Below are 25,298 nucleotides of genomic sequence, written 5' to 3'. Positions count from 1 at the left end.
GGGGAGGCGTGTGGGCTGTGCGGGGCGATGCGGTTACAAGTGGTCTACGAACGAGATGCTGTTGCGGTCGCCGTTCACGCTAGAAACCACCCACAGCGACGTCTGCACTCGTCCACTCTCCGTTCGTGCTCGCAGAATCGGCCGAATACCCCGGAACCCTTTTCCCCCGAAACCGTCTGTTTCGAGCCATGAGTGGCTCGGACATGTACCGCCAGCAGATCCTCGACCACTACAAGAACCCGCGCAACTACGGGGAGATGCAGGACCCCGACTTCTCCCACGTGGGCGAGAACCCCTCCTGTGGCGACACGATCCAGGTCGACGTGAAGCTGGCCGACGACGACGAGACGATCGAGGCGGTCTCCTTCACCGGCGACGGCTGTGCCATCTCGCAGGCCGCGGCATCGCTGCTGACCCAGGAGCTCCCGGGCAACAGCATCGAGGAGCTGCAGGCGATGGACACCGACGACATCGTCGACATGCTCGGCGTCGACATCTCGCCGATGCGGATCAAGTGTGCGGTGCTCGCCCGCCAGATCGCCCAGGACGGCGCGAAGCTCTACCGCGGCGAACTCGACGAGAAGGACCGCACGATAACCGAAGAGTAGTCAGTTCTCGGAACTGATTCCCGGCACGCCTCGTCGGTTACGTATGGCGGTACGTTTTTGGAACGCCGTCTCAACAGCGATAACGAATGGCCTCGGACGAGATCATCGAGGTGCTCGGGAACAAGTACAACCCGGAGATTCTCGAGGCAGCGGGCGAGCCGAAATCCGCACAGGAGCTCTCCGAGGAGCTCGACGTGCCGATCGCGACCTGCTACCGTCGGATAGAGGAGCTGACCGAGGCTGACCTGCTGGAGCTCCACGACCGGCCGCTCTCGGAGGAACACCGCCGGATCAAGGTGTACCGCCGCTGTGTCGACGAGGTGTCGATCGACTTCCGGGACGGGCTGAGCGTCGAACTCGAACAGCGCTCGGACGTGACCAACAAACTCGACGAGGTCTGGCGTCGGATGTCACAGGGACAGAGCTAGAACCCCGGCTGCTCCTCGCTACCCATCATCGAGAAGCCGCCGGCGCGCTCGTAAACGGTGATGCCGCCGTCGCCGATCTCCATCGGGAAGATGTCGGTGTTGATATCCTGTTTGCGCATCTTCGCAACCCAGACGTAGCGGTTCACGCCGTTGTCCGTCGGCGTCTGGATGAAGTAGATGTTGCCGTCGGTGAGGAAGTTCTCCAGCCCGATCTCGGTCTCGGGAAACACCGCGCCCTGCTCGTTGATCAGCAGCGAGGTGAGCCCGTTCTTCTTGAGGATGTCCGAGAACTTCAGCAGGTAGGTGCGGTTCTCCTTCTCGTCGTCGAAAAAGAGGCTGAACATCGTCAGCGAGTCGAGCACCAGCCGGTCGTACGTGGTGCCGGCGAAATCCTGCAGCAGGCGGTCGATCGCGGTGTTGAAGTCCTCCTCCCGGAGCATCGTCGACTTGTCGTACACCTTGATGTCGCCGCGATCGACCATCTCGCCCCAGTCGTCGAAGCCGATCGACTCCGCGGCCTCTCTGATGTCCTCGGCGTTCTCCTCGAAGGAGATGTAGATCCCCTTCTCGTCGAACTCCTCGACGCCGGTGTGGAGGTACTGGATGCCGAAGATGCTCTTGCCCGTCCCGGGGTTGCCGCTGACCAGAACCGTCGAGTTCTCGACGATACCGCCGTTGAGAATAGAGTCGAGACCGTCAACGCCGGTCTCGGTCACGTCGACCATGAGTAGGGAGAGGTAGCGTCGCGGAGGGGATTAACTTTTGCGAGGCGAACTCCCCCTAGGATACGGCTCCCGTTCGCAGCACGTTCCCGACCGCGCGAACGCGGGAAGGCGAGGGATCGAGCGGCCGGGGGACGACGGTAAAGTTAACTAAAGGCGGCCGATGGGTTAGGGCTATGAGCGAGGCGGGCACCGGCGCGGGGGGCCGAACCGACGAGCGGGAGGACGACACGCGAGTGTTGATCCTCGAAGACGAACCGGACGTGGCGGAGCTCTACTCCACCACCGTCGCGGCCGAGGGGTACGACGTCGACGTCGCGAACAGGCTCGACGAGGCGTCGGCGATGGTGGGCGGGGAGTACGACATCGCGCTGCTCGATCGGCGGCTCCCGGACGGACACGGCGAGGAGCTGCTCGCGGAGATCCGCGACCGGGAGCTCGACATCCGGGTCGGGATGGTGACAGCTGTCGAGCCCGACTTCGACATCGTGGAGATGGGGTTCGACCTCTACGTGCTCAAGCCGCTCTCACAGGGCGACCTGCTCGACGCCGTCGAACGCCTCGGCGCGCGGAGCCAGTACGACGACCGGCTCCAGCGAACCGCGTCGCTGGCCTCCAAGCGGGCGACGCTCGAAGCCGAGAAACCCCGGGAGGCGCTCGAGCGCAACGAGCAGTACCAGCAGCTGACCGACGAGCTCGACGAGCTCGACGACGAACTCGACCGGATCACCGAACGGTTCGACACCCAGGACTACCGACAGCTGTTCGAGGATATCGGCAGCTAGTCGCCGAGCTGCTCGCCGACGATCCGGTCCGCTTCGTCGAGGAACGCGTCCCGCTGCTCCCGTGGGATCGTCGCGCCAGCCGCCACGTCGTGGCCCCCACCGCCGCCGCCGACCGCGTCCGCGGCTTCGGACATCACGACCGAGAGGTCCAGGCCGTCACGGACGAGGAATCCGCTCCCCCGCGCCGACACTTTCAGCTCGTCGCTGTCCTCCTGGGCGAACGCGACGATCGGCTGATCGCGGCGGATCCCCGACGCGCCCAGCGCCATGCCGGCGATGATGCCGACGATGGTTTCCCGGATGTGTGTGCCGGCGTCGAACCACTGGAGGTTGTCGGCCTGTTCGACGCCCTCGGTTTTTACCCACTCCAGTCCCTCCGAGAGGTTCCGGCGGTGGGTGCGGAGGAGCCGCCGCGCCTCCTCGAGCGCCTCGTCGCGATAGCCCAGACAGACCGCCAGCCCGACGTCCGCCCGCTCGTAGCGCGCAGTGGCGTTCAGCACCGTCGAGAACTCGCTCACGTCACGGAGCTCCGTCCCCACCTCCTCCGCGGAGAGGACGTACGTCGTCGTCGTGACGCCGTTGACGCGCTCCGGAGGAACGCCCCGCGAGATGGCGTGGCGCATCAGCGCGCTCGCGACGGTCTGACGCTCCTCGAAGGAGAGATCCACCCAGCGCCGCCAGTCGCCGTCGACTTTCAGGTCGACGTCGAGGTCGGAGAGGAAGCGGATCGACCCCTCCTCGTCGCCCGAGATGCCCGGGATCCGAAGTTCGCTTGCGTACTCGAGGAGTTTCGGCAGCGGTCGCGTCTGCCGACCGTACAGCGAGATATCCGTTACCTCCTCGATGGCGCCGGCCGCGACGCCCTCGGCGACGATCCCCTCGTTCGCGCCGATCAGGCCGCCGTCGGTGTCCTGCATGTCGCCGACCGCGCCGACGACTGCCAGCGCCGCGAGGTCGCGGTTGTCGACGTCGTCTGGCTCCATCGCGCGAGCGAGCACGTACGTCGCGCCGGCGCCCGAGAGTTCGGATGCGCCGTCGATGTCGAACAGCAGGGGGTTGAGGTGGTGGTCGATCTCGGGCGGATCCTCACCCTCCTCGCCGGTGGCCGGCTGGTGGTGGTCTGCGACGACGGCGTCGAACGCGCTGTTGCGATGGTGGGGGAGGATGTCGTCAAGTTGGCCGCTGCCGAAGTCCGTGAACAGCGCGACCTCGTGATCGGTCGCGGCGATCCGGTCGATCGCCTCGGCGTCCAGCTGCTTCTCGAAGGTGGTCTCGAAGGGGATCCCCGCCCGCTCCAGCGCGCTGGCGGCGATCGCGCCGCTGGTGAGGCCGTCGGCGTCGATGTGGGAGGCCAGCACGACGGAGTCGGCGGCCAGCAGGCGGTCCGCACAGGCGGTCGCGCGCTCGGCCATCACGGGGACGGGGTCGCTCATCGCTCTGGTGGGAGTGGGTTCGCTCTCGGGTTTAAACTCTCGCTTGCGAGGGCGGGAAACTCCGCGAGCGATAGCGAGCGGAGGCAAACGCCCTCGTGAAGCGAACGGCGAACGAAGTGAGCCGTGAGCAGCGGTAGCGGGACCAGGAAACTCCGCGAGCAATAGCGAGCGGAGGCAAACGCCCTCGTGAAGCGAACGGAATGAGCCGTGAGCCCCTCAGTCGTCCGGAACGACCTCGGGCGAGCGCAGCGGTTCGGGGTCGCCGTCGAGCGTCGCGAGCACCATCGCCGCCGTCAGCACCGCGAGACCGGCACAGACCAGGTACTCCACACCGACGCCGACCGTGGACGCGAGCGGTAGTGCGACGAGTGGTCCGATCGTCGACCCGAGGTCACCGAACACGTTGTACACGCCGCCGAGCTTCCCCACGTCGCCGCCGGGCGCGATGTCGCCGAGGTACGCGAGCAGCGGTGGTCCCGTGCCGCCGACGCCGATCCCAACGAGCGCCACCCCGACGACCGTGCTCTCGACGGAGGGGAACAGTCCGAGCAGCGCGAACCCGCCCGCGAGCAGCCCCAGCGACGGGATGACGGTGTACGTTCGTGAGGGCAGCGTGTCCGAAAGCCGCCCGACCAGCAGCGTCGTCACCGACATCGCGAGCACGGAGATGGCCATCACGATCCCGCTGACGCCCGTCGACGCTAGCGATCCCAGCCCGATGTCGAACTCGCGGGTGTACAGAACCACCGTCGAGAGCAGGATCCCCGCATAGAGGAAGCGAACCGCGAGGTTGGTCGCGCCGATGCCGAGCACGCGCGCGTCGGCACGGACGACCGCCGGCAGGTCCCGGAGCCGCGTCGTCGACGCCGCTGCCCCCTCCACGTTCGGCAGCACGACGAACGCGACGACGGCCGCGAACAGCCCGGCGGCCCCGGCGACGGTGAACGCCTCACTGTACCCGTAGAGGTCAGTCAGGAGCCCCCCGAGGATCAGCCCGGCGGGGAAGCCAAGGCTCTGGCCGCCGCGCATGTAGCCGACCCACTTCCCGCGGTTCTCCGCGGTGGTGACGTGGGTGACCGTGCTGAACGCGCCGACGAACACGAACGCCGAGCCCACACCCCACAGCGCCCGTGAGAGGAAGAACACCGCAGCGCTGGACAGCGGGAGCGGCCCGGGGTCGAGGCCGACCACGTAGCCAAAGGGAACCAGCCCCTGGACGAAGAGACCGGCGAGCATCGGGCGCCGGGTGCCGACGCTGTCGAGCACCTGTCCCGCCGGCGTCGCCAGCAGGAGGCGGGTGAAGCGGTTGACCGAGAGGATCAGTCCGACAACGAACGAGGAGATGCCTAGAACGGTCTTCAGCGTCGGCAGCGTCGGGAACGCGACACCGCCACCCACACCGCCGAAGAACACGCCGGCGATGACCGCGCCGACGACGACCGGGACGCTGGGGTTCTCGTCGTCGATGGCCGGCTTCGAGGGGGTGGGGAACCGCACGCGTTACCAGGCGTACTCCTCGCGCGGGTCGGTCGCGTCCGCCTCGCGGTCGAACACGTGCTCGCCGTCGACGAACACGTGCTGGGTGCGCGTGTCGACGCGCCAGAACTCGCCGTTCCAGACCGCCACGTCGGCGTCGGTGCCGGGTTCGAGCGTGCCCACGCGGTCCTCGACGCCGAGGATCTCCGCCGCGTTGATCGTGACGGCGTCGAGTGCAGCCTCGGCGGGTAGCCCCTCCCGCACCGCGAGACCGACACAGACGTCGAGGTGCTGCTGGGGGAGGATCGGCGCGTCGGTCTGGATCGCGATTTTCACGCCGGCGTCGTGAAGGATCCCCGGCGTCTCGAACGTGATGTTCCGAAGTTCGTACTTGCTGGCCGAGGAGATCGACGGACCGACGACGGCGGGCACGTCGCGTTTCACGAACTCGTCGGCCATCACGTGGCCCTCCGTGGCGTGTTCGATCGAGAGGTCGTCGATGCCGAACTCGTCGGCGATCCGGAACACGGTCCGGATGTCGTCGGCACGGTGGGCGTGAACCCGCAGCGGGAGGTCGCCCGTGAGTACGCGAGAGAGGTTCTCCATCCCGAGGTCGCGTTCGAATTCCTCGTCGGCGTTCCCCTTCCGGTCGAGGTAGTCCTCGGCGGCCATGAACTGCTCCCGAAGCGTCGCGGCGACGCCGGGGCGGGTCGACGGCTGGCGTCCCTCCTGCTCGCCGTGGAAGCGCTTGGGGTTCTCGCCCATCGCGGCCTTCATCCCGTCCTCCTTGATCAGCATCTCGTCGGCGTGGTCGCCGACGTGCCCTCGTTGAAGTCACCGTCCTCGGGTTCGCCCCACTCAGCCATGCCCGCGTGGGAGTGGGCGTCGACCAGACCCGGCGTGACGTGAGCGCCGTCGACGTCGAGCTCCGCAGCATCGCTCGGCGCGTCCACCGCACCCACGCCGGCGATCTTCCCGTCCTCGATCAGCACGTCGCCCTCGACTGTTCCGCGTTCGGTCTGGGTGTGGACGATCCCGTTCCGGATGACTCGCATACCCGCGGGTTGCGCCGCGGAGACAAATGATTTCGGTTCGAAGCAGGCTGTGGAGCGGGGCCGAGGTCGCAGGGGGCCACGAGCTGTCTATGCCACAGCCACTCACGGTCGGGGTAAAGTTAAGTAGTGCGCCGACAGACGCTCTGACAGGACGAACGATGCGCATCCCGACATCCCACTCAATGCTCACAGCGTCCAATAGCTGTGGGCTTGGGTCTACCGGAGCGGACCGGTTCGGGTATGTCGGGATTATTGCCATCGTACGCCCGCAGGTTCGGTCCGGTCGGCTCGCAGCGTGAATCGGTTCACGGCGGCCCGGTCGGTGCGAACCTGCACTCTCCTGGAGCCGTCTGTTCACGCTGTGGGCCAACTCCCACGGGAGCTGGTCCCCCCAGCACGTTCGAGTCGTGGTGGGAGCGTGCGATGAGCACCAAAAGCTCCGAGGGCTCGGCGGTTCGCCGCCAGCCCATCGGCGTGACCTGTACAGTGAGCGTCCCACGAAACGCTGCCGGCGACCTCGAAACCGGGGTCCGCGACCGCCTCGGCGACGCCGACGGCGTCGACACCGTCGAGGCCGTCGACCTCGAAGGCATCCGTCCCGGCCTGAACGACCTGACGGTCAACGTCTCGGCGTCGCTGCTGGTCGACGACACGGGCGACGTCGGCACGCGGTTGGAGGAGCGGTTCGGCGTCAGTGACGTGGAGGTGGAGTTACGAACCGGGCCGCCGTAACGAAGGCACGGCGCGCGACCGGCTGGCGCCTCCGGGCGCCAGCCACGGAGCCTATGCCGTGGCTGTGCGTAGCCCCAAACGGCGCGCGACCGCCGACGACCTCCGTGCTGTCGCGACGGAGCGTATGCCGTGCCTTTGTGTAGCCAGCCACGGCGCACGACCTGCTGGCGTAGACGAGAGCGTCGCTCTCGTCTGCCAACCAGAACGCGACGCGTTCTGGTGACGACCTCCGGGCGCCAGCCACGGAGACGACGCCGTGGCTGTGCGTAGCCCAAAGACGGCGCGTGACCGCCGCCGACGAAATCGGCGCCGATCGCGCTCCAGCCACCCTTCTCTCCGTCCCCAACCGACCAGCGACGCCGTCGGGGAAGGGTAAGGTAGTTACCCGTTCCGCCCCCGACTCCGGCCATGAGCGTACTCGAGGACGCCCGCGCCGTGATCGCGGTCGGCGGCGTCTGCGACGCCTGTCTGGGCCGCGCCTTCGCCGACCGGAGCCACGGCCTCACCAACCGCGAACGGGGCCGGGCGCTGCGGACCACTATCGGCCTCGACGACGACGAGCCGCCCGACTACGTCGACCCCGCGGACTGCTGGGTGTGTGAAGGCTACTGCGGCGAGTTCGACGTGTGGGCCGAGCGCGCCGCCAGCGAGGTCGAGGACGTCGAGTTCGAGAGCTACCAGGTCGGCACCCGTCCGCCCGCCCTGATCGAGGAGAACGAGCGCATGCTCCGAGAGGACGCCGGTCTCGACGCCGACGCCGGCGAGGCGTTCAAAAGCGAGTTCAACCGCGAGGTCGGCAAGCGCGTCGGCCGACTCACCGACACCGAGGTCGACTTCGGGCGCCCCGACGTGCAGTTCCTGCTCGATCTCGGGGACGACGCGGTGGTCGCCGAGGTCAACTCCGCGTTCGTCTACGGCCGCTACCGAAAGCTGGAGCGTGGCATCCCGCAGACGAAGTGGCCCTGCTCGGCCTGCAACGGCAGCGGGCGACAGGGCCGGGAGCCCTGCGAGGAGTGTGACGGGTTGGGCTACCGCTACCCTGAGAGCGTCGAACAGCTCACTGCCCCCGTCGTCGAGGACGTGATGGACGGCGTCGGCGCGACGTTCCACGGCGCGGGCCGGGAGGACGTGGACGCGCGGATGCTCGGCACCGGTCGGCCGTTCGTGATCGAAGTCGAGGAGCCCCGCCGGCGCACGGTCGACACCGACCGCCTGCAGGCGGACATCAACGCCTTCGCGGAGGGGAAAGTCGAGGTCGAGGGGCTGCGCCTCGCCACCCACGAGATGGTCGAGCGTGTCAAGCGCCACGACGCCTCCAAGCGCTACAGCGCACAGGTCGCGTTCGACGAGCCGGTCGACGCCGACGCCTTCGCCGACGCGCTCGCGGAGCTCGACGGCGCGACGATCGAACAGGAGACGCCGAACCGCGTCGACCACCGCCGCGCGAGCAAGGTCCGGACCCGCGACGTGTACGAGATCGAGGGTGAACTCGAGGGCTCCCGGACCGCCACCGTCGAGGTCCACGGCGAGGGCGGCCTCTACATCAAGGAGCTCATTTCGAGCGACGAAGGACGAACAACCCCCTCGCTCGCGGGCCTGCTCGGCATCGACGCCGAGGTGACCGCGCTCGACGTGCTCCGGGTCGACGGCGAGTCCGAGCCGTTCGAGAACGCATCGTTCTTCCGGGACTGATGACCGTCGGCGCCGACGAGGCGGGCAAGGGGCCCGCGCTTGGGCCGATGGTCGCCGGCGCGGTCCGTGCCGACCCCGACGACCTCCCCGAGGGGCTCGCGGACTCGAAACAGCTCACCGAGACGCGCCGGGAGGAGTTGGCCGCCGAACTCCGCGACAATCCCGATATTTCGGTCGCGACGGCCGCGATCCCGCCCGAGCGAATCGACGCGCCCGACACGGACATGAACAGCCTCGGCGTCGCCGCGCAGGCGGAGGCGGTCGCGGTGGTCGCCGAGGAGAACGAGGCGGTGATCGCCGACGCCGCCGACACGGACGAGGCACGCTTCGCCCGGCGGCTCCGGGAGGCGGTCGCAGAGGCCGGGATCGAGGTCGACGTGACGGCCGAACACGGCGCCGACGAGACCCACGCGATCGTCTCCGCGGCGAGCGTCGTCGCGAAAGTCGAACGCGACCGCCGGATGGTCGAGATCGACGGACAGTACGACCACGACGTGGGAAGCGGCTACCCGTCGGATCCGACGACGCGAGCGTTCTTGGCCGACTACGTCGCGGAGTACGGCGAACTGCCCGCGTGTGCGCGGGCGACGTGGTCGACCTGCGAGGACGCGCTCGCGGCCGCCGAGCAGTCCGGATTGGGGGAGTTCTAGAAGCGCTCCAGCGTCTCGCCGCGCTCGAACGCCAGCAGCCGCCGCTTCGCGTCGACGCCGCCCGCCGCGGAGAAGCCGCCGTGGTCGTCGCTACCGACCACGCGGTGACAGGGGACGACGATCGGGAGCGGGTTGGCGCCGCAGGCCTGCCCCACCGCGACGGCGCCGGAGTCGAGGTCGGCTGCGAGGTCGCCGTACGTGCGGGTTTCGCCGTAGGGAATCGCGGCCATCGCGCGCATCACGTCGCCGAGATGGCTCTCGGGGTAGTCGACGGTCAGGTCGAACGTCTCGCGGTCGCCGGCCGCGTACGCGTCGAGCTGGCGGCGGATCTCTGCCTCCCCCTCGGCGACGCGGTCGGCGTCGAGGTCGTAAGCGTCGCCGTGGATCTCGACACGCATCTACCGGGGAGGAACGCGCCGGTGTGCAAAAAGGTCGGGTCCGTCAACGGAACGGGGGGAGCGCCCAGCCGTAGGCGATCGCCCCGAGCAGACCCACCAGCGCGAGCCCGGCGACGACGACGAAGGGAACCCCGACGACGAGCAGCAGTCCCAGCACGGCCGGGACGACCAATATGGCGAACAGCGCGCCGCCGAGCACCTGCATGATCGCCCACAGCGGCGAGTCGCGCTCCTCGCGGACGATACGCCGGACCGCCGACTCGGTCTCCGGGTCAAGACCGGCTTCGCCGGCGTCGCCGTTCGTGGAGGACATACGCCCCCGTTGGCGGGAACGGGAGAAAAGCGTTGTCCCGCCTAGTGCTCGCCGGTCAGCAGCGAGCGCAGGATGTCGCCGTACGCCGGCCGGGTGATCAGCACACCCACGAGCACGCCCATGATCGTGAAGATCGCGAACCCGCGGAGCTGGCCGAGCGAGAGCACCGCCAGCGGCGAGAGCGCGATGATCGTCGTCGCCGCCGCGGCGCCGATCACCCAGAACGCCTTGCGGAAGCGGCTCTGGAACACCCGCTGGCTGCTCACCTCGCCCTCGCTCATCACCTCGTCGGCGATGATGATCAGGTCGTCAACCCCGGTCCCGATCGCCGCGACGAAGCCGGCGATCACCGAGAGATCGATCGGGTAGCCGATCGCGGCGGCGGCGCCCATCAGCACCACCACCTCCGAGAGCGCGGTGACGATCATCGGCCCCGCGACCTCGACGCGCCGGTAGCGGGCGAACACGACGCCGCTGACCGCCAGCACCGCCGCGATCCCGGCGATCAGCGAGTCGGTCTTGAACCGATCGGACTGCGAGGGGTCGACGTACAGCATCGAGTTCGAGTCGAGGTCGAGCTGGGTCGGCAGCGCGCCGGCGCGGAGGTTGATCGCGACCTCCTGGGCCGTCGAGAGGTTCCCGGTCGTCAGCCGGAAGCGGGGGTCGTCGGCCCACTCGCCGTTGCGCATCGGGCGAGCCAGCCCCTCCTCGACGCCGAAGGAGTTCAGCACCTGGCCGTCCTGCACGATCAGGATACACGGGTCGGTGTCGTTGGGTGTCTCACGGTAGCGGCAGTCGGTGCCCCCCTCCTGTGCCAGCCCGGTGTCGACGAACCGCTGCTGGACATCCTGGGCGCTGCCGTCGGCCACGACGACGCCGACTTCGGCGAACTCGCTCCCCTCGATCCGCTCGGCGTTCCCGACCTGTGCGAGGTCCTCGGCATCCATCACGGTCGTCCGGACGTAGCTACCGTTCTCGTTCTGGTGGTACGCCTGGACCAGCACCTGCCCGCGGGACTCGATCAGGTCACGCACCGCGGTCTGGTTGGCGTTGGGCACCTCGACGACGATCACGTTGCCGCCGACGGTGCTGACGGTCCCGCCCGAGAGCCCGGCCTCGTTCACCTTCTGCCGGAGGACGGTGACCGCGGTCGCCTGCGTCACCTCGGAGACGCGGTTGTACGTGTTGTCGGGCTCGTAGCCCGCCTCGTTCAGCGCGCTCTGGAGCTGGGCCGCGGTGACGTTAGTGGTCCGGACCTCCACCACGGTCGTCCGCTGGGTGATGTCACCGTACTCGCCGGGGTAGCGCACCGCGATGTCCTCCGTGGTGGCGTTGGCGAGTCCGGCTGCAACCTCCTCGCGTATCGTTCTCGTCTCGGTACCGTTCGAGACGTCGACGCCCGTCGCGTGGACGCCGACCAGCGGCGCCTGGATGCGCGTCCCGCCGGAGAGCTCGATCCCGTACTGGAGGTTGGTCATCCCGGTGCTCTCGGCAACGTCGCCGCCCTCGCCGCCAGCCCGGGTCGTGGGTTCGAGCATCGGCGAGAACAGCGCGAACACGCTCGCGAGCACGATGACGACCAGCAGCACCACCCGCCAGTTCGCCTTGATCTTCGTCCACGTGCCGCCCTCGTCGCGGGCCATCAGCGGTTCACCCCCTCGAACTTCCACCAGCGAAGCAGCGACATGTTGAGCATGTAGGTGTTCAGCAGGTCGGTCACGAGCCCGAACACGAGGATCAGCCCGATCGAGGAGAGCAGCCCGATCCCGAACGCGGTCGCGACGATAGTCATCACGATCATCGCGGCGATGGAGGTCAGCGTCATCGTGATCCCGGTCTCCATCGCGCGGTACGCCGACTCGTAGAACCCGCCCTGTCGCCGGAGGACGTGGTTGTTGAGCAGGATATCCGAGTCGACGGAGTACCCGATGATCATCAGTAGCGCGGCGACCGAGCCCAGCGTGAGCGGGATCCCGAGGACGTTCATCAGCGCCAGCGGGACGACGATGTCCGAGAACGCCGACAGCACGACAGCGATGCTCGGTACGAACGTCCGGAACATCGCGAACACGAGCGCGCTCATCCCCGCGAACGCGACGATGATGCCGCCGATCGCCTGGATCTGGGCCTCGTTCCCGAACGTGGGGGAGGTCCCGTCGACCGACTGCACGTCGAAGCCGGCAGCCTCGGCCTGTTGCTCCAGTCGTGCGCTGTCTGTGTCGGGACCGTAGGTCACGATGAAGCGATCACTGTTCGCTACCGGCTGGATGTTGGCGGGCTGGGCGTCGATCTCGTCGCGGATCTGCTGCTGTGGGTTCTCGCCGTCGACGCCGAGGCGCATCTCCGTGCCGCCGGTGAACTCGACCCCGAGACCGACCGGCGCGCCGGTCGTGAGCCAGACGCCGCCGATGATCAGGAGGGCCACCAGCAGCACCGCGAGCGGGACCGCGATCAGCTGTCGGTTCGAGTACTCGGCGTAGTCGACCTCCGGGAGCCCGAAGGGGAGATCCACGCTCGGCACTCATCTCACCTCCCGGACGAACTGATTCATACCGCGGGTTCCCCACGCGTGCCGAATAAGCCTTCTCTTACCGTTCCGGGCGGGCTGCCGACACGGCACGGAGCCAACGTTGATACGTGGCCGGGTCTATACGTAGTACGATGCTGCTCCAGTCCGGGCTGCTCAGCCCAGAGATGCTCCCCCTGCTGCTGGTCGCGGCGGGGATCGCGCTGTCGATCGCGGAGGCGCTGGCGCCGGGCGCCCACTTCGTCGTCGTCGGCGTCTCGCTGCTCGGGGCGGGCCTCGTCGGCCTGCTACTCGGCCCGATCGCGACGCCGTTCGTGCTCGCCGGCCTCGTGCTGCTGTTCGGGATCGTCACGCTGTACGGCTACCGCGAACTCGACATCTACGGCGGGAAGGGACAGGCCCAGACCAGCTCCTCCAGCGACCTGAAGGGCCAGACCGCCCGCGTCACCTCGCGGGTCACACCCAGCGAGGGCGAGGTCAAGGTCGACAACGGCGGCTTCAACCCCTACTACTCCGCCCGCACCATCGAGGGGGAGATCCCCGAGGGCGAGGAGGTGATGGTGATCGACCCCGGCGGCGGCAACGTGATCACCGTCGAGTCGCTGGGTGCCGTCGAGGGGAGTATCGACCGGGAACTCGAACGCGCCCGCGCCGAGAACGCCCGCAAGGAGGCCGACGAGCGGCCTGACGACGTGGCCGAGGACGTCGAAACCGAAGGAGATCCCACGTCCGACGACGCCGGGAGCGACGACAGCGCGGACGACGACTCAGGGTGGACCTCGCGGCCGGACGCCGAGGACGAGGAGACGGAGCGCGAGACCGAGAAGAACTGAGGCCGACCGAACCCGTCGCCTCGCGGTTTTTTGGCGGGAAACAATTAAACCACCAACACCCCAACCCCGTGGTATGGTTATCGCACCCCTCCAGGCGGGCGCCGTCACCGGCGTCGTCGGCCTGCTGTTCCTCTTCGTCGTCATCGCCGCGGTCTGGCAGGCCGTGGAGATCGTCGACGCGACGGAGAAGAAAGCTCTCACCGTGTTCGGCGAGTACCGCAAGCTGCTCGAACCGGGGATCAACTTCATCCCCCCCTTCGTCTCCCAGACCCACGCGTTCGACATGCGAACGCAGACGCTGGACGTCCCCCGACAGGAGGCGATCACGCGGGACAACTCCCCGGTCACCGCCGACGCGGTGGTGTACATCAAGGTGATGGACGCCCGGAAGGCGTACCTCGAAGTGGACGACTACAAGACCGCGGTCTCTAACCTCGCCCAGACCACCCTCCGTGCCGTACTGGGCGACATGGAGCTCGACGACACGCTCAACAAGCGCCAGGAGATCAACGCCCGGATCCGGAAGGAGCTGGACGAACCCACCGACGAGTGGGGGATCCGCGTCGAGAGCGTGGAGGTCCGCGAGGTCAACCCCTCGAAGGACGTCCAGCAGGCGATGGAGCAGCAGACCTCCGCCGAGCGCCGCCGCCGCGCCATGATCCTCGAAGCGCAGGGGGAGCGACGCTCCGCCGTCGAGGAGGCCGAGGGGGAGAAGCAGTCCAACATCATCCGCGCTCAGGGGGAGAAGCAGTCCCAGATCCTCGAGGCGCAGGGTGACGCGATCTCCACCGTCCTCCGCGCGAAATCCGCCGAGTCGATGGGCGAGCGCGCGATCATCGACAAGGGGATGGAGACGCTGGAGAACATCGGCCAGGGCGACTCCGCGACGTTCATCCTGCCCCAGGAGCTCACCTCGCTGGTCGGCCGCTACGGCGAGCATCTCACCGGCAGCGACGTGAAGAGCAAGGAGAGCCTCGGCTCGCTCGACTTCGACGAGGAGACCCGCGAGATGCTGGGCCTCGACGACATCGAGAACATCCTCGGCCAGATCGACGAGGCCGCCGAACTCGACACCGAGGCGATGGAGCAGGAGGCCGAGAAGATCATGTCCGGCGACACCGAGCCCGACATCCAGTCGGCCGACGACGTGGTCGCCGACGCCGACGAGTCCGAGTTCGTCGACGACGCGGAAGTCGAAACCGAGGAGTCCAACTAACTCCCGCCCCCGCTCTTTCGCCGGGTATATAACCGGGGAATAGCTACCGACGACCGTGTACCGACGGGTGACCGATCGCGCGGCGTCGACGCCTCGATGAGTTCGACCATCAGGCAGCGCGTCGAGGCCGTCGCGCTCCCGCTGGCCGGGCTGATCACCCTGCTCCTGCTGACGCTTTTGTTCTACTACCCGGTGGGTCGGGTGCTCTCCGAGGCGGTCTGGCGCGACGGTGCGGCCACCGCCGAACCGATCGCTGAGGTGCTCACCGACCCCTTTTTCTTCGGCGTGCTCGCACAGGCCGCCGAGAACCCTGCGGTGCTGTGGCGGAGTTTCGAGCCACACGTCCTCCGCCTTTCGCTCCCACTGACGGATCTCGGGATCGCGGTCACCTACCCGTTCCCGGACTACCGGCTGGGGCTGTTCGGGTTCACGGCGTACCAGGCGCTGCTGTCGACGCTGGCGAGCGTCGCGCTCGGGCTGCCGGGCGCGTACGTGCTCGCGCGGTTCGAGTTCCCCGGCCGGCGGACGATCCGGTCGCTGACCGCGGTGCCGTTCGTGATGCCGTCGATCATGGTCGCGATCGGCTTCATCGCGACGTTCGGCCGCAACGGCGTCGTCAACACGGTGCTGACCGGGATCGGGCTCCAGCCGATCCAGGTGCTGTACACGCTGCCGGTGATCGTGCTCGCCCACGCGTTCTACAACGCGCCGCTGGTGGCGCGAGTGACGGCGACAGCGTGGGAGAGCGTCGACGCCGGCACCGCCGAGACCGCCCGAAGTCTCGGCGCCTCGCCGCGCCGGGCCTTTTTCGACGTCGTGCTCCCCCAACTCCTGCCGGCGATCCTCACAGGCGCGCTGCTGACGTTCATCTTCTCGTTCATGTCGTTCGCTATCGTGCTCGCGCTGGGCGGGCTCTCGCTGGCGACGGTCGAGGTCTGGGTGTACCAGCGCGTCTCCCAGCTCGACTACGAGACGGCGTCGGCGCTGGCGACGCTCGAGATGCTGTTCTCGCTGCTTTTGACCTACGCGTACCTCCGGTACGAGGCGCGCCAGCGTGCCGAGAGCGCCGCCCGGCCGCCCGAACGGAAACCGCTGTTCGGCCGGCTGAACGCCGACCGGCTGGCGGTCTGGGGGTACGTCGCCGTCGTGGCGGTCGTGTTCGTGACGCCGATGGCGAGCATGGTGATCGCGAGCCTGACCGGCCCGGACGGGTTCACGCTCGCGTACTACCGGTTCTTGATCGAGCGTCAGACGACGGGCGCGGCGTTCCAGATCAAGCCGCTGACGGCGATCGTGAACTCGCTGCTGTACGGCGCCGGCACGCTCGCGCTCGCGGTGCCGATGGGGGTGTTGCTGGCGGTGGTCTCGACCCGGGAGTTCCCCGGGAGCAAACTGATCGACACGCTGTCGATGGCGCCTTTCGCCGTCTCGGGCGTCGTCGTCGGCATCGGCCTGCTCCAGGGGCTGGTGTTCGGCACGACGCTGTTCGGCTACCGGTTCACCGTCACCGGCGCCGTCGCGGTCGTCGCCGCCCACGCCGTCGCCGCCTACCCGTTCGTGACGCGCAACGTCGCGCCGCTGCTGGCGACGATCGACCGCTCGATCGTGGAGTCCGCTCGAACGCTCGGCGCCTCCAGAACGCGAGTGCTGCTGGACATCGAACTCCCGCAGGTGTTCGCCGGCGTGCTCGCGGGCGCGGCCTTCGCGTTCGCGATCAGCGTCGGGGAGTTCGATTCGACGGTGATTTTGGCCAGCGGGAGCTCCGCGTACACCATGCCGGTGGCCATCGAGCGGTTCCTCGGGCGGCGACTCGGCCCCGCGACGGCGATGGGCTGTGTCCTGCTGGTCGTCACCGCCGTCAGCTTCCTCGTCATCGACTACTTCGGCGAGGGGAGGGGGATGTAGGTGGTCGCCATCGAACTCGACGGCGTCCGGAAGGCGTTCGACGACACGGTCGCGCTCCGGGACGTGTCGCTGTCGGTCGAGGAGGGGGAGTTCTTCACGCTGGTCGGTCCCTCCGGTTGTGGGAAGACGACGACGCTGCGGACCATCGCCGGCCTCTCTTCGCCCACCGAGGGGACCGTCCGCTTCGACGGCGAGGACGTGAGCGACGTCCCCGTCGAGGACCGCAACGTCGGCGTCGTGTTCCAGAGCTACGCGCTGTTCCCGCATATGACCGTCGCGGAGAACGTCCGCTACGGCCTGCGGTTCACGGACCCGCCGCGGGGGCTGACCCCCGACGAGCGCGTGGAGGAACTGCTCGAGTTGGTCGACCTGCCGGGGATGGGTGACCGCGACCCGGACGAACTCTCCGGCGGGCAGCAGCAGCGCGTCGCGCTCGCCCGCGCGCTCGCCCCCGAGCCGGACGTGCTGCTGCTCGACGAGCCGATGAGCGCGCTCGACGCCCGGCTCCGGGAACGGCTCCGCCGCGAGATCAAGCGCATCCAGGGGGAGCTCGGCGTGACAACGATCTACGTCACCCACGACCAGGAGGAGGCGCTGGCGGTGTCGGACCGCCTCGCCGTCATGCACGACGGCGGCGTCGAGCAGGTCGGCACGCCGGTCGAGGTGTACGAACGGCCCGCGACGGAGTTCGTCGCCTCGTTCGTCGGCGAGAACAACGTGTTCTCGGGCAGCGTGACCGACCGCGACGGCGACGAACTGACCGTCGCCGTCGACGCCGGGGACCGCAGCTTCCGCGTCGCCGTCGACGACGCTGCGACCGTCGATGGCGACCGAGTGACGTTCTGTGTCCGCCCCACGAAGCTCTCGCCCGACGCCGGGACGAACCGCTTCCCGGTCGCGCTCGGGACGGCGGAGTATCTCGGCGGGACGACCCGGCTGTACGGCGAGTGGAGCGGGACCGACATCGTGCTCCGACTGCCCGAACCGCCCGCGGACGACTCGATCGAGGTCGGGTTCGCGCCCGAAGATGCCACTGTCCTCTGAACCGACGCTTTCAGCCTCCTGCCGCTCCTTCCCTCCCCTATGATCACGCTCGCCTCCGACTTCGGCACGCCGTACCCCGCGGCGATGAAGGGCGTCATCCTCCGGCAGTGCGATGCGCGACTGGTCGATATCGCCCACGACTTCCCCCGGCAGGACGTCCGGGCGGCGGCGTTCTGGCTCGGGGAGGTGCTCCCGGAGTTCCCGCCCGCCACTCATCTCGTCGTCGTCGACCCCGGGGTCGGCACCGACCGAGCAGCGATCGTCGTCGAGGCCGGCGGCCACCGCATCGTCGCGCCGGACAACGGCGTCGCGCTCCCGGCGGCCCGCGAGATCGCGGCGCGGGCAGACGACGATCCCGAGATCCGCGTCTACGAGATCGCGTACGAGGACAGTTCGACCGCGAGCAACACGTTCCACGGTCGGGACGTGTTCGCGCCCGCCGCCGCACGGGTCCACGAGGTCGAGTCGGTCGCCGACGCCGACCGCGTCGCGCCGACCGACGAGTGGGTCGACCTCTCCTTCCCCGATCCGGAGATCCGTGACGACGGCGCGACCGGCGAGGTGCTGGTCGTCGACGGCTTCGGGAACACGATCACCAATATCCCGGGTCACGTGCTCGACGACCACGAGTCGGTGACGGTGAACGGCGAGTCCGCGCCCGTTCGGGACGCCTACGCCGAGATGGAGTCGGGCGAGCGTCTCGTCACCGTCGGCAGCCACGGCAACGTCGAACTGGCGGTGAACCAGGGTCGTGGCGACGACGCGTTCGGTCTCGGGGTCGGCGACGACGTGTCGCTCCGTTGGTGAGTGCCCGCGTGGGTCGACGGGCGGCAGCCAGCAGCGCGTCCGTAGTCTCGACGCCGAGTCCCCCGGCCCGAACCTTTTCGACGGACGCCGTCAAACGCGCACAGTATGGGTACGTACATGGCGCTGGTCGACGTGACCGACGAGACGGTCCAGAACGTGCAGGATCTCGCCACCGTCTGGGGCGACCTCACCGGCGACATCGAGGCGCTGGGCGGCGAGCTGATCGACGCCTACGCGATCCTGGGCGAGCACGACTACCTCGTCATCTTCGAGGCCGACGGGCGCGACGAGGCGTTCCAGACCTCGGTCTCGATCGAACGCTACGGGCTCGACACCCAGACGATGGAGATCATCCCTGTCGAGGATCTCGGCGAGCTCGTTCAGGATATCTGAGCCGAAACCGGACGACGGCGAGTAGGCTTTTCAGTCACGCGCCCCACCGTTCGCCCATGCAGCACTTCACGCAGGAGCACGCGAACATGCCCGTCGTGGACGCGCGTGGCGAACGACTCGGCCGGGTCGCCGGCGTCGAGGACGGCGAAGCCCGCCTCGAACCGGCGAGCGGTGTCGAGTCACGGATGGAGGCGGCCGCCGCAGCCGACGAGGACGCGCTGGCGATCGAGCCCGAACAGGTCGTCGAGGTCACCGACGACCACGTCCGGGTCGAACTCGGCGACGAGGAGTGACGACGGCGGAGGAACGTTTTTCGCGCCGCAAGAACACCGAACAGCCGTGAGCAAACAGGCGCTGTTCGACGACGTCGCCGACGACGCCGACTGGCTGACCGAGCTCTCGACGCGGCTCTGGGAGAACCCCGAGCTCTCGCTGCAGGAGCACGACTCCGCAGCAGCGCTGCAGGACGCGCTCCGCGAGGAAGGGTTCACCGTCGAGTCCGGCGTCGCCGGCATCGACACCGCGTTCGTCGCGCGCTACGGCGACGACGACCCCGTCGTGGGGACGATGGGGGAGTTCGACGCGCTGCCGGGGATGAGCCAGCGGGCGACAGCCGAGCGCGAACCGGTCGAGGCGGGCGCCCCCGGCCACGGCTGCGGGCACAACCTCTTCGGCGTCGGCAGCCTCGCGGGTGCGATCGCGGTCAAGCGCGCCATCGAACGCGGCGAGGTCGAGGGGTCGGTCGTCTACCTCGGCACGCCCGCCGAGGAGATCGGCGCCGGCAAGGTGTTCATGATCCAGGCCGGCGCGTTCGACGACGTGGACGCCGTGATCACGTGGCACCCCGACTGGTTCAACGCACCCAACGAGGGCTCCACGCTCGCGATGGACGCCTTCGACGTGCGGTTCGTGGGTGAGAGCGCCCACGCAGCGAAACATCCGGAGGCGGGCCGGAGCGCGCTCGACGGGGTCCAGCTGCTCGGCACCGGGATCGAGTACATGCGCGAGCACGTCCCGGACCCGGTCCGGATCCACTACGTCGTCACCGACGGCGGGGAAGCCGCGAACATCGTCCCCGAGGAAGCGGCGATGGAGGTGATGGTCCGAGCGCCCGACCGCGCGGCCGTCGAGCGGGTGTCCGATCGCGTGCGCGACGCCGCCGAGGGGGCGGCGCTGATGTCCGGCACCGACGCCGACGTGACCCAGACCACCGGGATGTACGGCGTCCTCCCGAACGGCACGCTCGCGGACTCGATCCGCGAGAACATGGCCGCCGCGGAGTTCCCGCTCTCCGCGGAGCAGGAGTCGTTCGCGGCCGATCTGAAGGCGACGATCGACGACCCGTCCTACTCGGCCCTCCCCCCGGAGTACCACGACGAGGCCGCCGACGCGACGATGCTGACCGGCCCCCTCGACGCGCCCGACGAGGGGGAGACCGCCGCCTACTCCACCGACACGGGCGACGTGTCCTGGAACGTCCCGCTCGGGCGGTTCCGCGCGGCGACGTGGCCGACGGGCACGTCACCCCACTCCTGGCAGGCCGTCGCGGCCGGGAAGGATCTCGGCACCGCGGGGATGCTGTTCGCGGGGAAGGTCGTCGCGGGGTCGCTGTACGACCTGCTGTCCGACGAGGAGCTGCTCGCGGCGGCCCGCGCGGAGTTCGAGCAGCGCAGGGGCGACCGTGAGTACGAGTCGCCGCTGCCCCGTGACGCCGATCCGTCCGATCTGGCCGATCAGTGAGGCCAGTACGGACCCTGAAACTTAAACCCGAGAGCGGGCAACCTTCTCCCAATGAAGCCGACGGAGCTGTCGGGCCTCCCCGAGGGCGTCGGGGAACACCTCGAAGGCGAGGGCGTCGAGGAGCTCTACCCGCCCCAGGAGGCGGCTGTCGACTGCGGCGTGGCCGACGGCGAGAACGTCGTCGCCGCGGTCCCGACCGCCTCGGGGAAGACGCTGATCGCGGAGCTCGCGATGCTCTCCGCCGTCGAGCGCGGCGGCACCGCACTGTACATCGTGCCGCTGCGCGCGCTGGCGAGCGAGAAGAAAACCGAGTTCGAGCGCTGGGAGGAGTACGGCGTCGACGTTGGGGTCTCGACGGGCAACTACGAGTCCGACGGCGAGTGGCTGGCCTCGCGGGACATCATCGTCGCGACGAGCGAGAAGGTGGACTCGCTGGTCCGGAACGGCGCGCCCTGGATCGACGACCTCTCCTGTGTCGTCGCCGACGAGGTCCACCTCGTTGACGACCGCGAGCGCGGGCCCACGCTCGAAGTCACGCTCGCGAAACTCCGACGGATCAACCACGACCTCCAGACGGTCGCGCTCTCGGCGACGGTCGGCAACGCCCCCGAGATCGCCGACTGGCTCGACGCCGAACTGGTCGACTCCGACTGGCGCCCGATCGACCTCCGGACCGGCGTCCACTTCGGCAACGCGATCAGCTTCGCCGACGGCTCCCAGCGCGAGGTGCCGGTCGACAGCGGCGGCAAGCAGACGCCCGCACTCGTCGACGACACGCTCGACGAAGGCGGATCCAGTCTAGTGTTCGTCAACTCCCGCAGGAACGCCGAGTCCGCCGCTAGCCGACTGGGTGGCGTCACGAGCGATCACCTGACTGACCAGGAACGCGGTGAACTCCGCGAACTCGCGACGGCGATCCGGGACGTCTCCGACACCGCGACCAGCGACGATCTCGCCGACTGCGTCGCGAAGGGGGCGGCGTTCCACCACGCCGGCCTCTCCAGCGAACACCGCGACCTCGTCGAGGAAGCGTTCCGCGACCGGCTGATCAAGGTGATCGCGGCGACGCCGACGCTCGCCGCGGGTGTGAACACGCCCTCCCGTCGCGTGATCGTCCGAGACTGGCGGCGCTACGACCCGGAGTTCGGCGGGATGAAACCCCTGGACACGCTCGAGATCCACCAGATGATGGGCCGGGCGGGTCGCCCCGGGCTCGACCCCTACGGCGAGGCGGTACTGCTCGCCCCGAACGTCGACACGAAGGAGGAGCTGTTCGAGCGGTACATCGACGGCGAACCCGAACCAGTACGCTCGAAGCTCGCCGCGGAGCCCGCCCTCCGAACGCACCTGCTCGCGACCGTCGCCTCCGGCTTCGCGAACACTCGCGAGGAGATCCTCGAGTTCCTCGACAACACGCTGTACGCCGTCCAGAGCGCGGGCAGCGCCCAGCTGGAGTCGGTGACCGACACCGTGCTCGACTACCTCGACGCCAACGAGTTCGTCGACCGCGAGGACGGGCAGATCACCGCGACCGAGATCGGCCACACCGTCTCGCGGCTCTACCTCGACCCGATGAGCGCCGCCGAGATCATCGACGGCCTGCGCGACGCCGAGGGCGGCGACCGGTCGGCGGGGCAGTACGGCTCCCGAGGCGGGCTGAGCGACCCCGACGCTGACGAGGCCGACGAGTCGGCGGGGTTCGTCTCCGGGAACGACCTGCTCGACGACGACGCGCTGGCCGACGCCGAGGACGAAGGAGAACCGGAAGACGCGGAGTCCGAAGCAGAGGCCGACGACGTCTCCGCGCTCGGGCTCTACCATCTCGTCTCCCGCACGCCGGATATGTACCAGCTCTACCTGAAGTCCGGCGACCGCGAGGAGTACGAGGAGGAGCTGTTCGAGCGCGAGGAGGAGCTGCTCGGGCGCACGCCCTCGGAGTACGACGACGTGGCGTTCGAGGAGTGGCTCGCCGCGCTCAAAACCGCCCGAATGCTCGAGGACTGGGCCAGCGAGGTCGACGAGGGCCGGATCGCCGAGCGCTACGGGGTCGGGCCGGGCGACATCCGCGGGAAGGTCGACACCGCGGAGTGGCTGCTCAACGCCGCCGAGCGGCTGGCGGGCGAACTCGACCTCTCGAACGTCGTCGCGGTCCGCGAGGCCAAGAAGCGCGTCGAGGACGGCGTCCGGGAGGAGCTGCTCGACCTCACTGGCGTCCGCGGCGTCGGGCGCAAACGCGCACGGCGGCTGTTCGAGGCCGGGATCGAGTCCCGCGCGGATCTCCGCGAGGCCGACAAGTCGGTCGTGCTTGGTGCGCTGCGGGGGCAGAAGACCGCCGAGAACGTCCTCGAGAACGTCGGCCGCGAGGACCCCTCGATGGACGGCGTGACGGCCGACGCCGACGCGGAGCGTGTCGGCCGCGAGGAAGACGGCGGACAGGCGTCGCTGGGTGATTTCTGAATGCGGCTGCTCGACGGGACGGTCACGGTCGACGACCTCGATTCGTTCCTCGCGACGCTCGACGACGTGGCCGAAGCGACCGGGACGACCGTCCAGGCGTTCGACGCCGACTACGTCGTCTCCGAGGCACATCTCCGACGTGCGCTCGACCGCGCCGACCGTGCGATCGCCCGCGGCGAGAACGTCGCTCGGGAGCGCGCGGTCGAGGTGCTCTGCTACGCGGCTGGGCGCCGACAGATCAACCGCGCGCTGGAGATGGGTGTCGCCGAGGGCGAGAACCGCGTCGTCGTGCTCGTGGACTCGCCGGCCGGCGACGCCGAGGCCGAGGCGGACGCGATCGAGATGCTCCGGGAGCACGTCGACGAGGCGTCGGTGCTGGGCGAGTACGACGAGGTGACCGTTCGGGCGTTCTTCGACGTCTCGGACGCCGAACTCGACGCCGTCGACGGCGGGCTGGCGGACCTGGTGCTGGAGCGCGTGGCGCTGCTGGACGTCGAGAAGTAGTCCGTTCCTCGCGGCACCTTCCCGGTCTGGCACGCGTGGACGAGGAGACAGTCACGCTCCAGGGCAGTGACCCCAATCGTCTGTGGTCAGCTGGTCAGTCTCGGCGGAGCCCGAAAGGAGGGCGTCGAGGACGAGTGGCGCTGCGGCACGGGCACTGGTCGAAGGTGAAGCGACTCGTGGAGTCGGAGTGATCGCGGCGAATTTCGACTGATACGGCGGCCGCTCGCCGATCGAAAACTGCGAGGAAGTAGTCCATCCTGGATTCGAACCAGGGTCGAAGCCCCCAGAAGGCTTCAGGATTGGCCACTACCCCAATGGACTGACATATCTACCACCGTCTCGCTTGACGGCGATTTCTCAGCAATCCCTCGTAGTCCGTTGGGAGGTATGAGTGTTTCGGAGTCGATCACGGCTCTTCGTCGTGTTCCTTCCGGTGGCAGTTCGCACAGAGCACCGTACACTTCTCCATCTCCTCCCGGAGCCGTTCCCGTGAGACGCCGTCGACGATCAGCCGACTGACACTCCTCGATTTCTCGCCGGGATCGCGATGGTGGAAATCGAGACAGGCGGGGGCGGACTCGCCGCACCGAGCACACCCGGCGTCGGCGCTCCGCTCGTCCACCCACGACTGGAGCTCCGCCCGGCGGTTCAGCGTCCGCTCGGTGTTCCACTCCCGGTTCCGGTAGTGCCAGCGCTGGTCGACCGACAGCTCCGCCCACCGCTCGCGAACGTCGTCGTCGACGCCTTCCGGCGGCGGCCCGACTCGGCTCCCGGTCGAGACGTTGGTCGCCAGCCCCGCCTGCTCTTTCGCGTCGTTCCAGCCGCCGATCGTCCGGATGATCGTCGCCGAGGCCGGCGTCAGCCCGAGTTGCTCGTACTCGGCTTTCGTCGGCGACGCGCCCAGTTCCCGCGCGGCTTCGCGGAGCGCGTCGATGCAGTCCTGTTCGCTCGCCACGTGTCGGTTCCACGCGGCTTCACGGAAAGAAGTTCGCGGCCGCGGTGCTACCCCAGGAAGTACCGCATCCACGGGTAGCGTTCGACGAGCGGCTGGCCGTCGATCTCGTACTGCTCGATGTACTGATCGAGCCCGAGGATCCTGCCCGCGCCGAAGGCGGCGACGGCGAGGAACGTGAGCATGTACGCGAAGTCGCCGTTGATGTAGCCGTGGGAGATCTCCCAGTTACCCAGGTAGAACAGCAGCATCATGAGCGCGCCCCAGAACGCGGCCAGTCGGGTGAGGCCGCCGACGAGCAGACCCAGCCCGATCAGCACCTCCCCCCAGGGAACGGCGACGTTCACGAAGTCGACGAACAACGGCGACGACCCCATCGCCTCGAACAGCCCGGCGACGGGGCTGCCGTTCGCCCGCGGCGCGTTCTGGAGGTAGCCCGCCGCCGAGAAGCTCCCCGAGAGCACTTTGTCCACACCGCTCTGGAGGAACGCCAGCCCCATCATCAGCCGCAGCGCGAGGATGAACCAGACGCTGAGCGTGTGGAGCTTCCCCTCCGCGGTGAACCCTGCCACTGTACTTCTGAGTGTGACCTCTCTCGTTGCCATATCTGGAGGTCCGGGCGCGCCGG

The 25,298-nt window shown here is 68.7% G+C and carries 25 protein-coding genes, 1 tRNA gene and 1 pseudogene; 16 read left to right on the top strand and 11 right to left on the bottom strand.

Annotated features, from left to right (window positions below):
* Window positions 1-188 precede the first annotated feature (188 nt).
* Window positions 189-608, top strand: coding sequence for a Fe-S cluster assembly sulfur transfer protein SufU (sufU, locus tag B4589_RS13265; RefSeq protein ID WP_079234710.1), 420 nt, complete (start codon window positions 189-191; stop codon window positions 606-608).
* A gap of 86 nt (window positions 609-694) precedes the next feature.
* Window positions 695-1,036, top strand: coding sequence for a helix-turn-helix domain-containing protein (locus B4589_RS13260; protein WP_079234709.1), 342 nt, complete (start codon window positions 695-697; stop codon window positions 1,034-1,036).
* On the opposite strand, the gene B4589_RS13255 is transcribed toward B4589_RS13260, so the two are convergent.
* On the bottom strand, window positions 1,033-1,761 hold the full coding sequence (locus B4589_RS13255) for an ATPase domain-containing protein (RefSeq protein ID WP_079234708.1): 729 nt from the start codon (window positions 1,759-1,761) through the stop codon (window positions 1,033-1,035). The two genes, B4589_RS13260 and B4589_RS13255, sit on opposite strands and share 4 nt — an antisense overlap.
* A gap of 173 nt (window positions 1,762-1,934) precedes the next feature.
* Here B4589_RS13255 and B4589_RS13250 point away from each other — a divergent pair, with 173 nt between their 5' ends.
* A complete protein-coding gene (locus B4589_RS13250) occupies window positions 1,935-2,543 on the top strand; it encodes a HalX domain-containing protein (RefSeq protein WP_079234707.1) in 609 nt (202 codons plus the stop codon).
* Here B4589_RS13250 and B4589_RS13245 read toward each other — a convergent pair.
* The 3 genes and pseudogenes from B4589_RS13245 to B4589_RS13235 all read right to left on the bottom strand — a co-directional run bounded on the left by B4589_RS13245 (window position 2,540) and on the right by B4589_RS13235 (window position 6,507).
* Window positions 2,540-3,976, bottom strand: a complete 1,437-nt coding sequence (locus B4589_RS13245) for a DHH family phosphoesterase (RefSeq protein WP_079234706.1) — start codon at window positions 3,974-3,976, stop codon at window positions 2,540-2,542. The two genes, B4589_RS13250 and B4589_RS13245, sit on opposite strands and share 4 nt — an antisense overlap.
* Window positions 3,977-4,192: 216 nt before the next feature.
* The gene (locus B4589_RS13240; protein WP_079234705.1) at window positions 4,193-5,473 is read right to left on the bottom strand and encodes an MFS transporter; all 1,281 of its coding nucleotides are present in this window, start codon (window positions 5,471-5,473) and stop codon (window positions 4,193-4,195) included.
* A 3-nt stretch (window positions 5,474-5,476) separates the two neighbouring features.
* Window positions 5,477-6,507 (bottom strand): annotated as a pseudogene (locus tag B4589_RS13235) (amidohydrolase family protein).
* Window positions 6,508-6,930: 423 nt separating this feature from the next.
* Between B4589_RS13235 and B4589_RS13230 the strand changes: the two are divergent.
* The 3 genes from B4589_RS13230 to rnhB all read left to right on the top strand — a co-directional run bounded on the left by B4589_RS13230 (window position 6,931) and on the right by rnhB (window position 9,581).
* A complete protein-coding gene (locus B4589_RS13230) occupies window positions 6,931-7,239 on the top strand; it encodes a hypothetical protein (RefSeq protein ID WP_079234704.1) in 309 nt (102 codons plus the stop codon).
* A 408-nt stretch (window positions 7,240-7,647) separates the two neighbouring features.
* On the top strand, window positions 7,648-8,931 hold the full coding sequence (locus B4589_RS13225) for a tRNA pseudouridine(54/55) synthase Pus10 (protein WP_079234703.1): 1,284 nt from the start codon (window positions 7,648-7,650) through the stop codon (window positions 8,929-8,931).
* Window positions 8,931-9,581 (top strand): ribonuclease HII, encoded by a 651-nt coding sequence (rnhB, locus tag B4589_RS13220; RefSeq protein WP_079234702.1) that lies wholly within the window; start codon window positions 8,931-8,933, stop codon window positions 9,579-9,581. Before B4589_RS13225 ends, rnhB begins: the two co-directional genes overlap by 1 nt.
* Here the strand turns inward: rnhB and B4589_RS13215 are convergent.
* The 4 genes from B4589_RS13215 to secF are packed head-to-tail and all read right to left on the bottom strand — an operon-like array spanning window position 9,578 to window position 12,804.
* Window positions 9,578-9,979: a methylated-DNA--[protein]-cysteine S-methyltransferase gene (locus B4589_RS13215; RefSeq protein WP_079234701.1), complete on the bottom strand. Its 402-nt coding sequence runs from the start codon at window positions 9,977-9,979 to the stop codon at window positions 9,578-9,580. The two genes, rnhB and B4589_RS13215, sit on opposite strands and share 4 nt — an antisense overlap.
* A 43-nt stretch (window positions 9,980-10,022) precedes the next feature.
* Complete coding sequence (locus B4589_RS13210) at window positions 10,023-10,292, bottom strand: hypothetical protein (RefSeq protein WP_079234700.1); 270 nt, start codon at window positions 10,290-10,292, stop codon at window positions 10,023-10,025.
* Between the two features lie 41 nt (window positions 10,293-10,333).
* A complete protein-coding gene (locus tag B4589_RS13205; protein ID WP_079234699.1) occupies window positions 10,334-11,935 on the bottom strand; it encodes a preprotein translocase subunit SecD in 1,602 nt (533 codons plus the stop codon).
* The gene (gene secF, locus B4589_RS13200) at window positions 11,935-12,804 is read right to left on the bottom strand and encodes a protein translocase subunit SecF (RefSeq protein ID WP_079235240.1); all 870 of its coding nucleotides are present in this window, start codon (window positions 12,802-12,804) and stop codon (window positions 11,935-11,937) included. Before secF ends, B4589_RS13205 begins: the two co-directional genes overlap by 1 nt.
* A 149-nt stretch (window positions 12,805-12,953) precedes the next feature.
* Here secF and B4589_RS13195 point away from each other — a divergent pair, with 149 nt between their 5' ends.
* From B4589_RS13195 to cgi121, 10 genes are all read left to right on the top strand, one after another.
* Entirely contained in the window at window positions 12,954-13,652 is a 699-nt protein-coding gene (locus tag B4589_RS13195) for an NfeD family protein (RefSeq protein WP_079234698.1), read from the top strand.
* Between the two features lie 73 nt (window positions 13,653-13,725).
* On the top strand, window positions 13,726-14,868 hold the full coding sequence (locus B4589_RS13190) for an SPFH domain-containing protein (protein ID WP_079234697.1): 1,143 nt from the start codon (window positions 13,726-13,728) through the stop codon (window positions 14,866-14,868).
* A gap of 96 nt (window positions 14,869-14,964) precedes the next feature.
* Window positions 14,965-16,773 (top strand): iron ABC transporter permease, encoded by a 1,809-nt coding sequence (locus tag B4589_RS13185; RefSeq protein WP_143414349.1) that lies wholly within the window; start codon window positions 14,965-14,967, stop codon window positions 16,771-16,773.
* The gene (locus B4589_RS13180; protein ID WP_079234696.1) at window positions 16,774-17,817 is read left to right on the top strand and encodes an ABC transporter ATP-binding protein; all 1,044 of its coding nucleotides are present in this window, start codon (window positions 16,774-16,776) and stop codon (window positions 17,815-17,817) included. It abuts the gene before it with no gap.
* A 39-nt stretch (window positions 17,818-17,856) separates the two neighbouring features.
* On the top strand, window positions 17,857-18,624 hold the full coding sequence (locus B4589_RS13175; protein ID WP_079234695.1) for an S-adenosyl-l-methionine hydroxide adenosyltransferase family protein: 768 nt from the start codon (window positions 17,857-17,859) through the stop codon (window positions 18,622-18,624).
* Window positions 18,625-18,729: 105 nt separating this feature from the next.
* On the top strand, window positions 18,730-19,017 hold the full coding sequence (locus B4589_RS13170; RefSeq protein WP_079234694.1) for a GYD domain-containing protein: 288 nt from the start codon (window positions 18,730-18,732) through the stop codon (window positions 19,015-19,017).
* Between the two features lie 56 nt (window positions 19,018-19,073).
* Entirely contained in the window at window positions 19,074-19,310 is a 237-nt protein-coding gene (locus tag B4589_RS13165; RefSeq protein ID WP_079234693.1) for a DUF2171 domain-containing protein, read from the top strand.
* Window positions 19,311-19,356: 46 nt separating this feature from the next.
* The gene (locus B4589_RS13160) at window positions 19,357-20,757 is read left to right on the top strand and encodes an amidohydrolase (protein ID WP_079234692.1); all 1,401 of its coding nucleotides are present in this window, start codon (window positions 19,357-19,359) and stop codon (window positions 20,755-20,757) included.
* Between the two features lie 51 nt (window positions 20,758-20,808).
* Window positions 20,809-23,214 (top strand): ATP-dependent DNA helicase, encoded by a 2,406-nt coding sequence (locus tag B4589_RS13155; protein WP_079234691.1) that lies wholly within the window; start codon window positions 20,809-20,811, stop codon window positions 23,212-23,214.
* Window positions 23,215-23,718 carry a KEOPS complex subunit Cgi121 gene (gene cgi121, locus B4589_RS13150; RefSeq protein ID WP_079234690.1) on the top strand — a complete coding sequence of 168 codons (504 nt, stop codon included), beginning with the start codon at window positions 23,215-23,217 and terminating at the stop codon, window positions 23,716-23,718.
* A 248-nt stretch (window positions 23,719-23,966) separates the two neighbouring features.
* On the opposite strand, the gene B4589_RS13145 is transcribed toward cgi121, so the two are convergent.
* From B4589_RS13145 to B4589_RS13135, 3 genes are all read right to left on the bottom strand, one after another.
* Window positions 23,967-24,039: transfer RNA gene (locus tag B4589_RS13145), tRNA-Gln, on the bottom strand.
* A gap of 85 nt (window positions 24,040-24,124) precedes the next feature.
* Window positions 24,125-24,673, bottom strand: coding sequence for a homing endonuclease associated repeat-containing protein (locus B4589_RS13140; protein ID WP_079234689.1), 549 nt, complete (start codon window positions 24,671-24,673; stop codon window positions 24,125-24,127).
* Between the two features lie 47 nt (window positions 24,674-24,720).
* Window positions 24,721-25,275: a DoxX family protein gene (locus B4589_RS13135; RefSeq protein WP_079234688.1), complete on the bottom strand. Its 555-nt coding sequence runs from the start codon at window positions 25,273-25,275 to the stop codon at window positions 24,721-24,723.
* Between the last annotated feature and the right edge of the window lie 23 nt (window positions 25,276-25,298).

The organism is Halolamina sp. CBA1230 (genome assembly GCF_002025255.2).
Taxonomy (GTDB): Archaea; Halobacteriota; Halobacteria; order Halobacteriales; family Haloferacaceae; genus Halolamina.
This window is presented reverse-complemented; position numbering and strand designations above follow the sequence as displayed.

Bases quoted from the DNA above. Each gene is read 5' to 3' on its own strand.
- sufU (WP_079234710.1), top strand. From the start codon at position 189: ATGAGTGGCTCGGACATGTACCGCCAGCAGATCCTCGACCACTACAAG.
- B4589_RS13260 (WP_079234709.1), top strand. From the start codon at position 695: ATGGCCTCGGACGAGATCATCGAGGTGCTCGGGAACAAGTACAACCCG.
- B4589_RS13255 (WP_079234708.1), bottom strand. From the start codon at position 1,761: ATGGTCGACGTGACCGAGACCGGCGTTGACGGTCTCGACTCTATTCTC.
- B4589_RS13250 (WP_079234707.1), top strand. From the start codon at position 1,935: ATGAGCGAGGCGGGCACCGGCGCGGGGGGCCGAACCGACGAGCGGGAG.
- B4589_RS13245 (WP_079234706.1), bottom strand. From the start codon at position 3,976: ATGAGCGACCCCGTCCCCGTGATGGCCGAGCGCGCGACCGCCTGTGCG.
- B4589_RS13230 (WP_079234704.1), top strand. From the start codon at position 6,931: ATGAGCACCAAAAGCTCCGAGGGCTCGGCGGTTCGCCGCCAGCCCATC.
- B4589_RS13225 (WP_079234703.1), top strand. From the start codon at position 7,648: ATGAGCGTACTCGAGGACGCCCGCGCCGTGATCGCGGTCGGCGGCGTC.
- rnhB (WP_079234702.1), top strand. From the start codon at position 8,931: ATGACCGTCGGCGCCGACGAGGCGGGCAAGGGGCCCGCGCTTGGGCCG.
- B4589_RS13215 (WP_079234701.1), bottom strand. From the start codon at position 9,979: ATGCGTGTCGAGATCCACGGCGACGCTTACGACCTCGACGCCGACCGC.
- B4589_RS13210 (WP_079234700.1), bottom strand. From the start codon at position 10,292: ATGTCCTCCACGAACGGCGACGCCGGCGAAGCCGGTCTTGACCCGGAG.
- B4589_RS13205 (WP_079234699.1), bottom strand. From the start codon at position 11,935: ATGGCCCGCGACGAGGGCGGCACGTGGACGAAGATCAAGGCGAACTGG.
- B4589_RS13195 (WP_079234698.1), top strand. From the start codon at position 12,954: ATGCTGCTCCAGTCCGGGCTGCTCAGCCCAGAGATGCTCCCCCTGCTG.
- B4589_RS13190 (WP_079234697.1), top strand. From the start codon at position 13,726: ATGGTTATCGCACCCCTCCAGGCGGGCGCCGTCACCGGCGTCGTCGGC.
- B4589_RS13185 (WP_143414349.1), top strand. From the start codon at position 14,965: ATGAGTTCGACCATCAGGCAGCGCGTCGAGGCCGTCGCGCTCCCGCTG.
- B4589_RS13175 (WP_079234695.1), top strand. From the start codon at position 17,857: ATGATCACGCTCGCCTCCGACTTCGGCACGCCGTACCCCGCGGCGATG.
- B4589_RS13170 (WP_079234694.1), top strand. From the start codon at position 18,730: ATGGGTACGTACATGGCGCTGGTCGACGTGACCGACGAGACGGTCCAG.
- B4589_RS13165 (WP_079234693.1), top strand. From the start codon at position 19,074: ATGCAGCACTTCACGCAGGAGCACGCGAACATGCCCGTCGTGGACGCG.
- B4589_RS13155 (WP_079234691.1), top strand. From the start codon at position 20,809: ATGAAGCCGACGGAGCTGTCGGGCCTCCCCGAGGGCGTCGGGGAACAC.
- cgi121 (WP_079234690.1), top strand. From the start codon at position 23,215: ATGCGGCTGCTCGACGGGACGGTCACGGTCGACGACCTCGATTCGTTC.
- B4589_RS13135 (WP_079234688.1), bottom strand. From the start codon at position 25,275: ATGGCAACGAGAGAGGTCACACTCAGAAGTACAGTGGCAGGGTTCACC.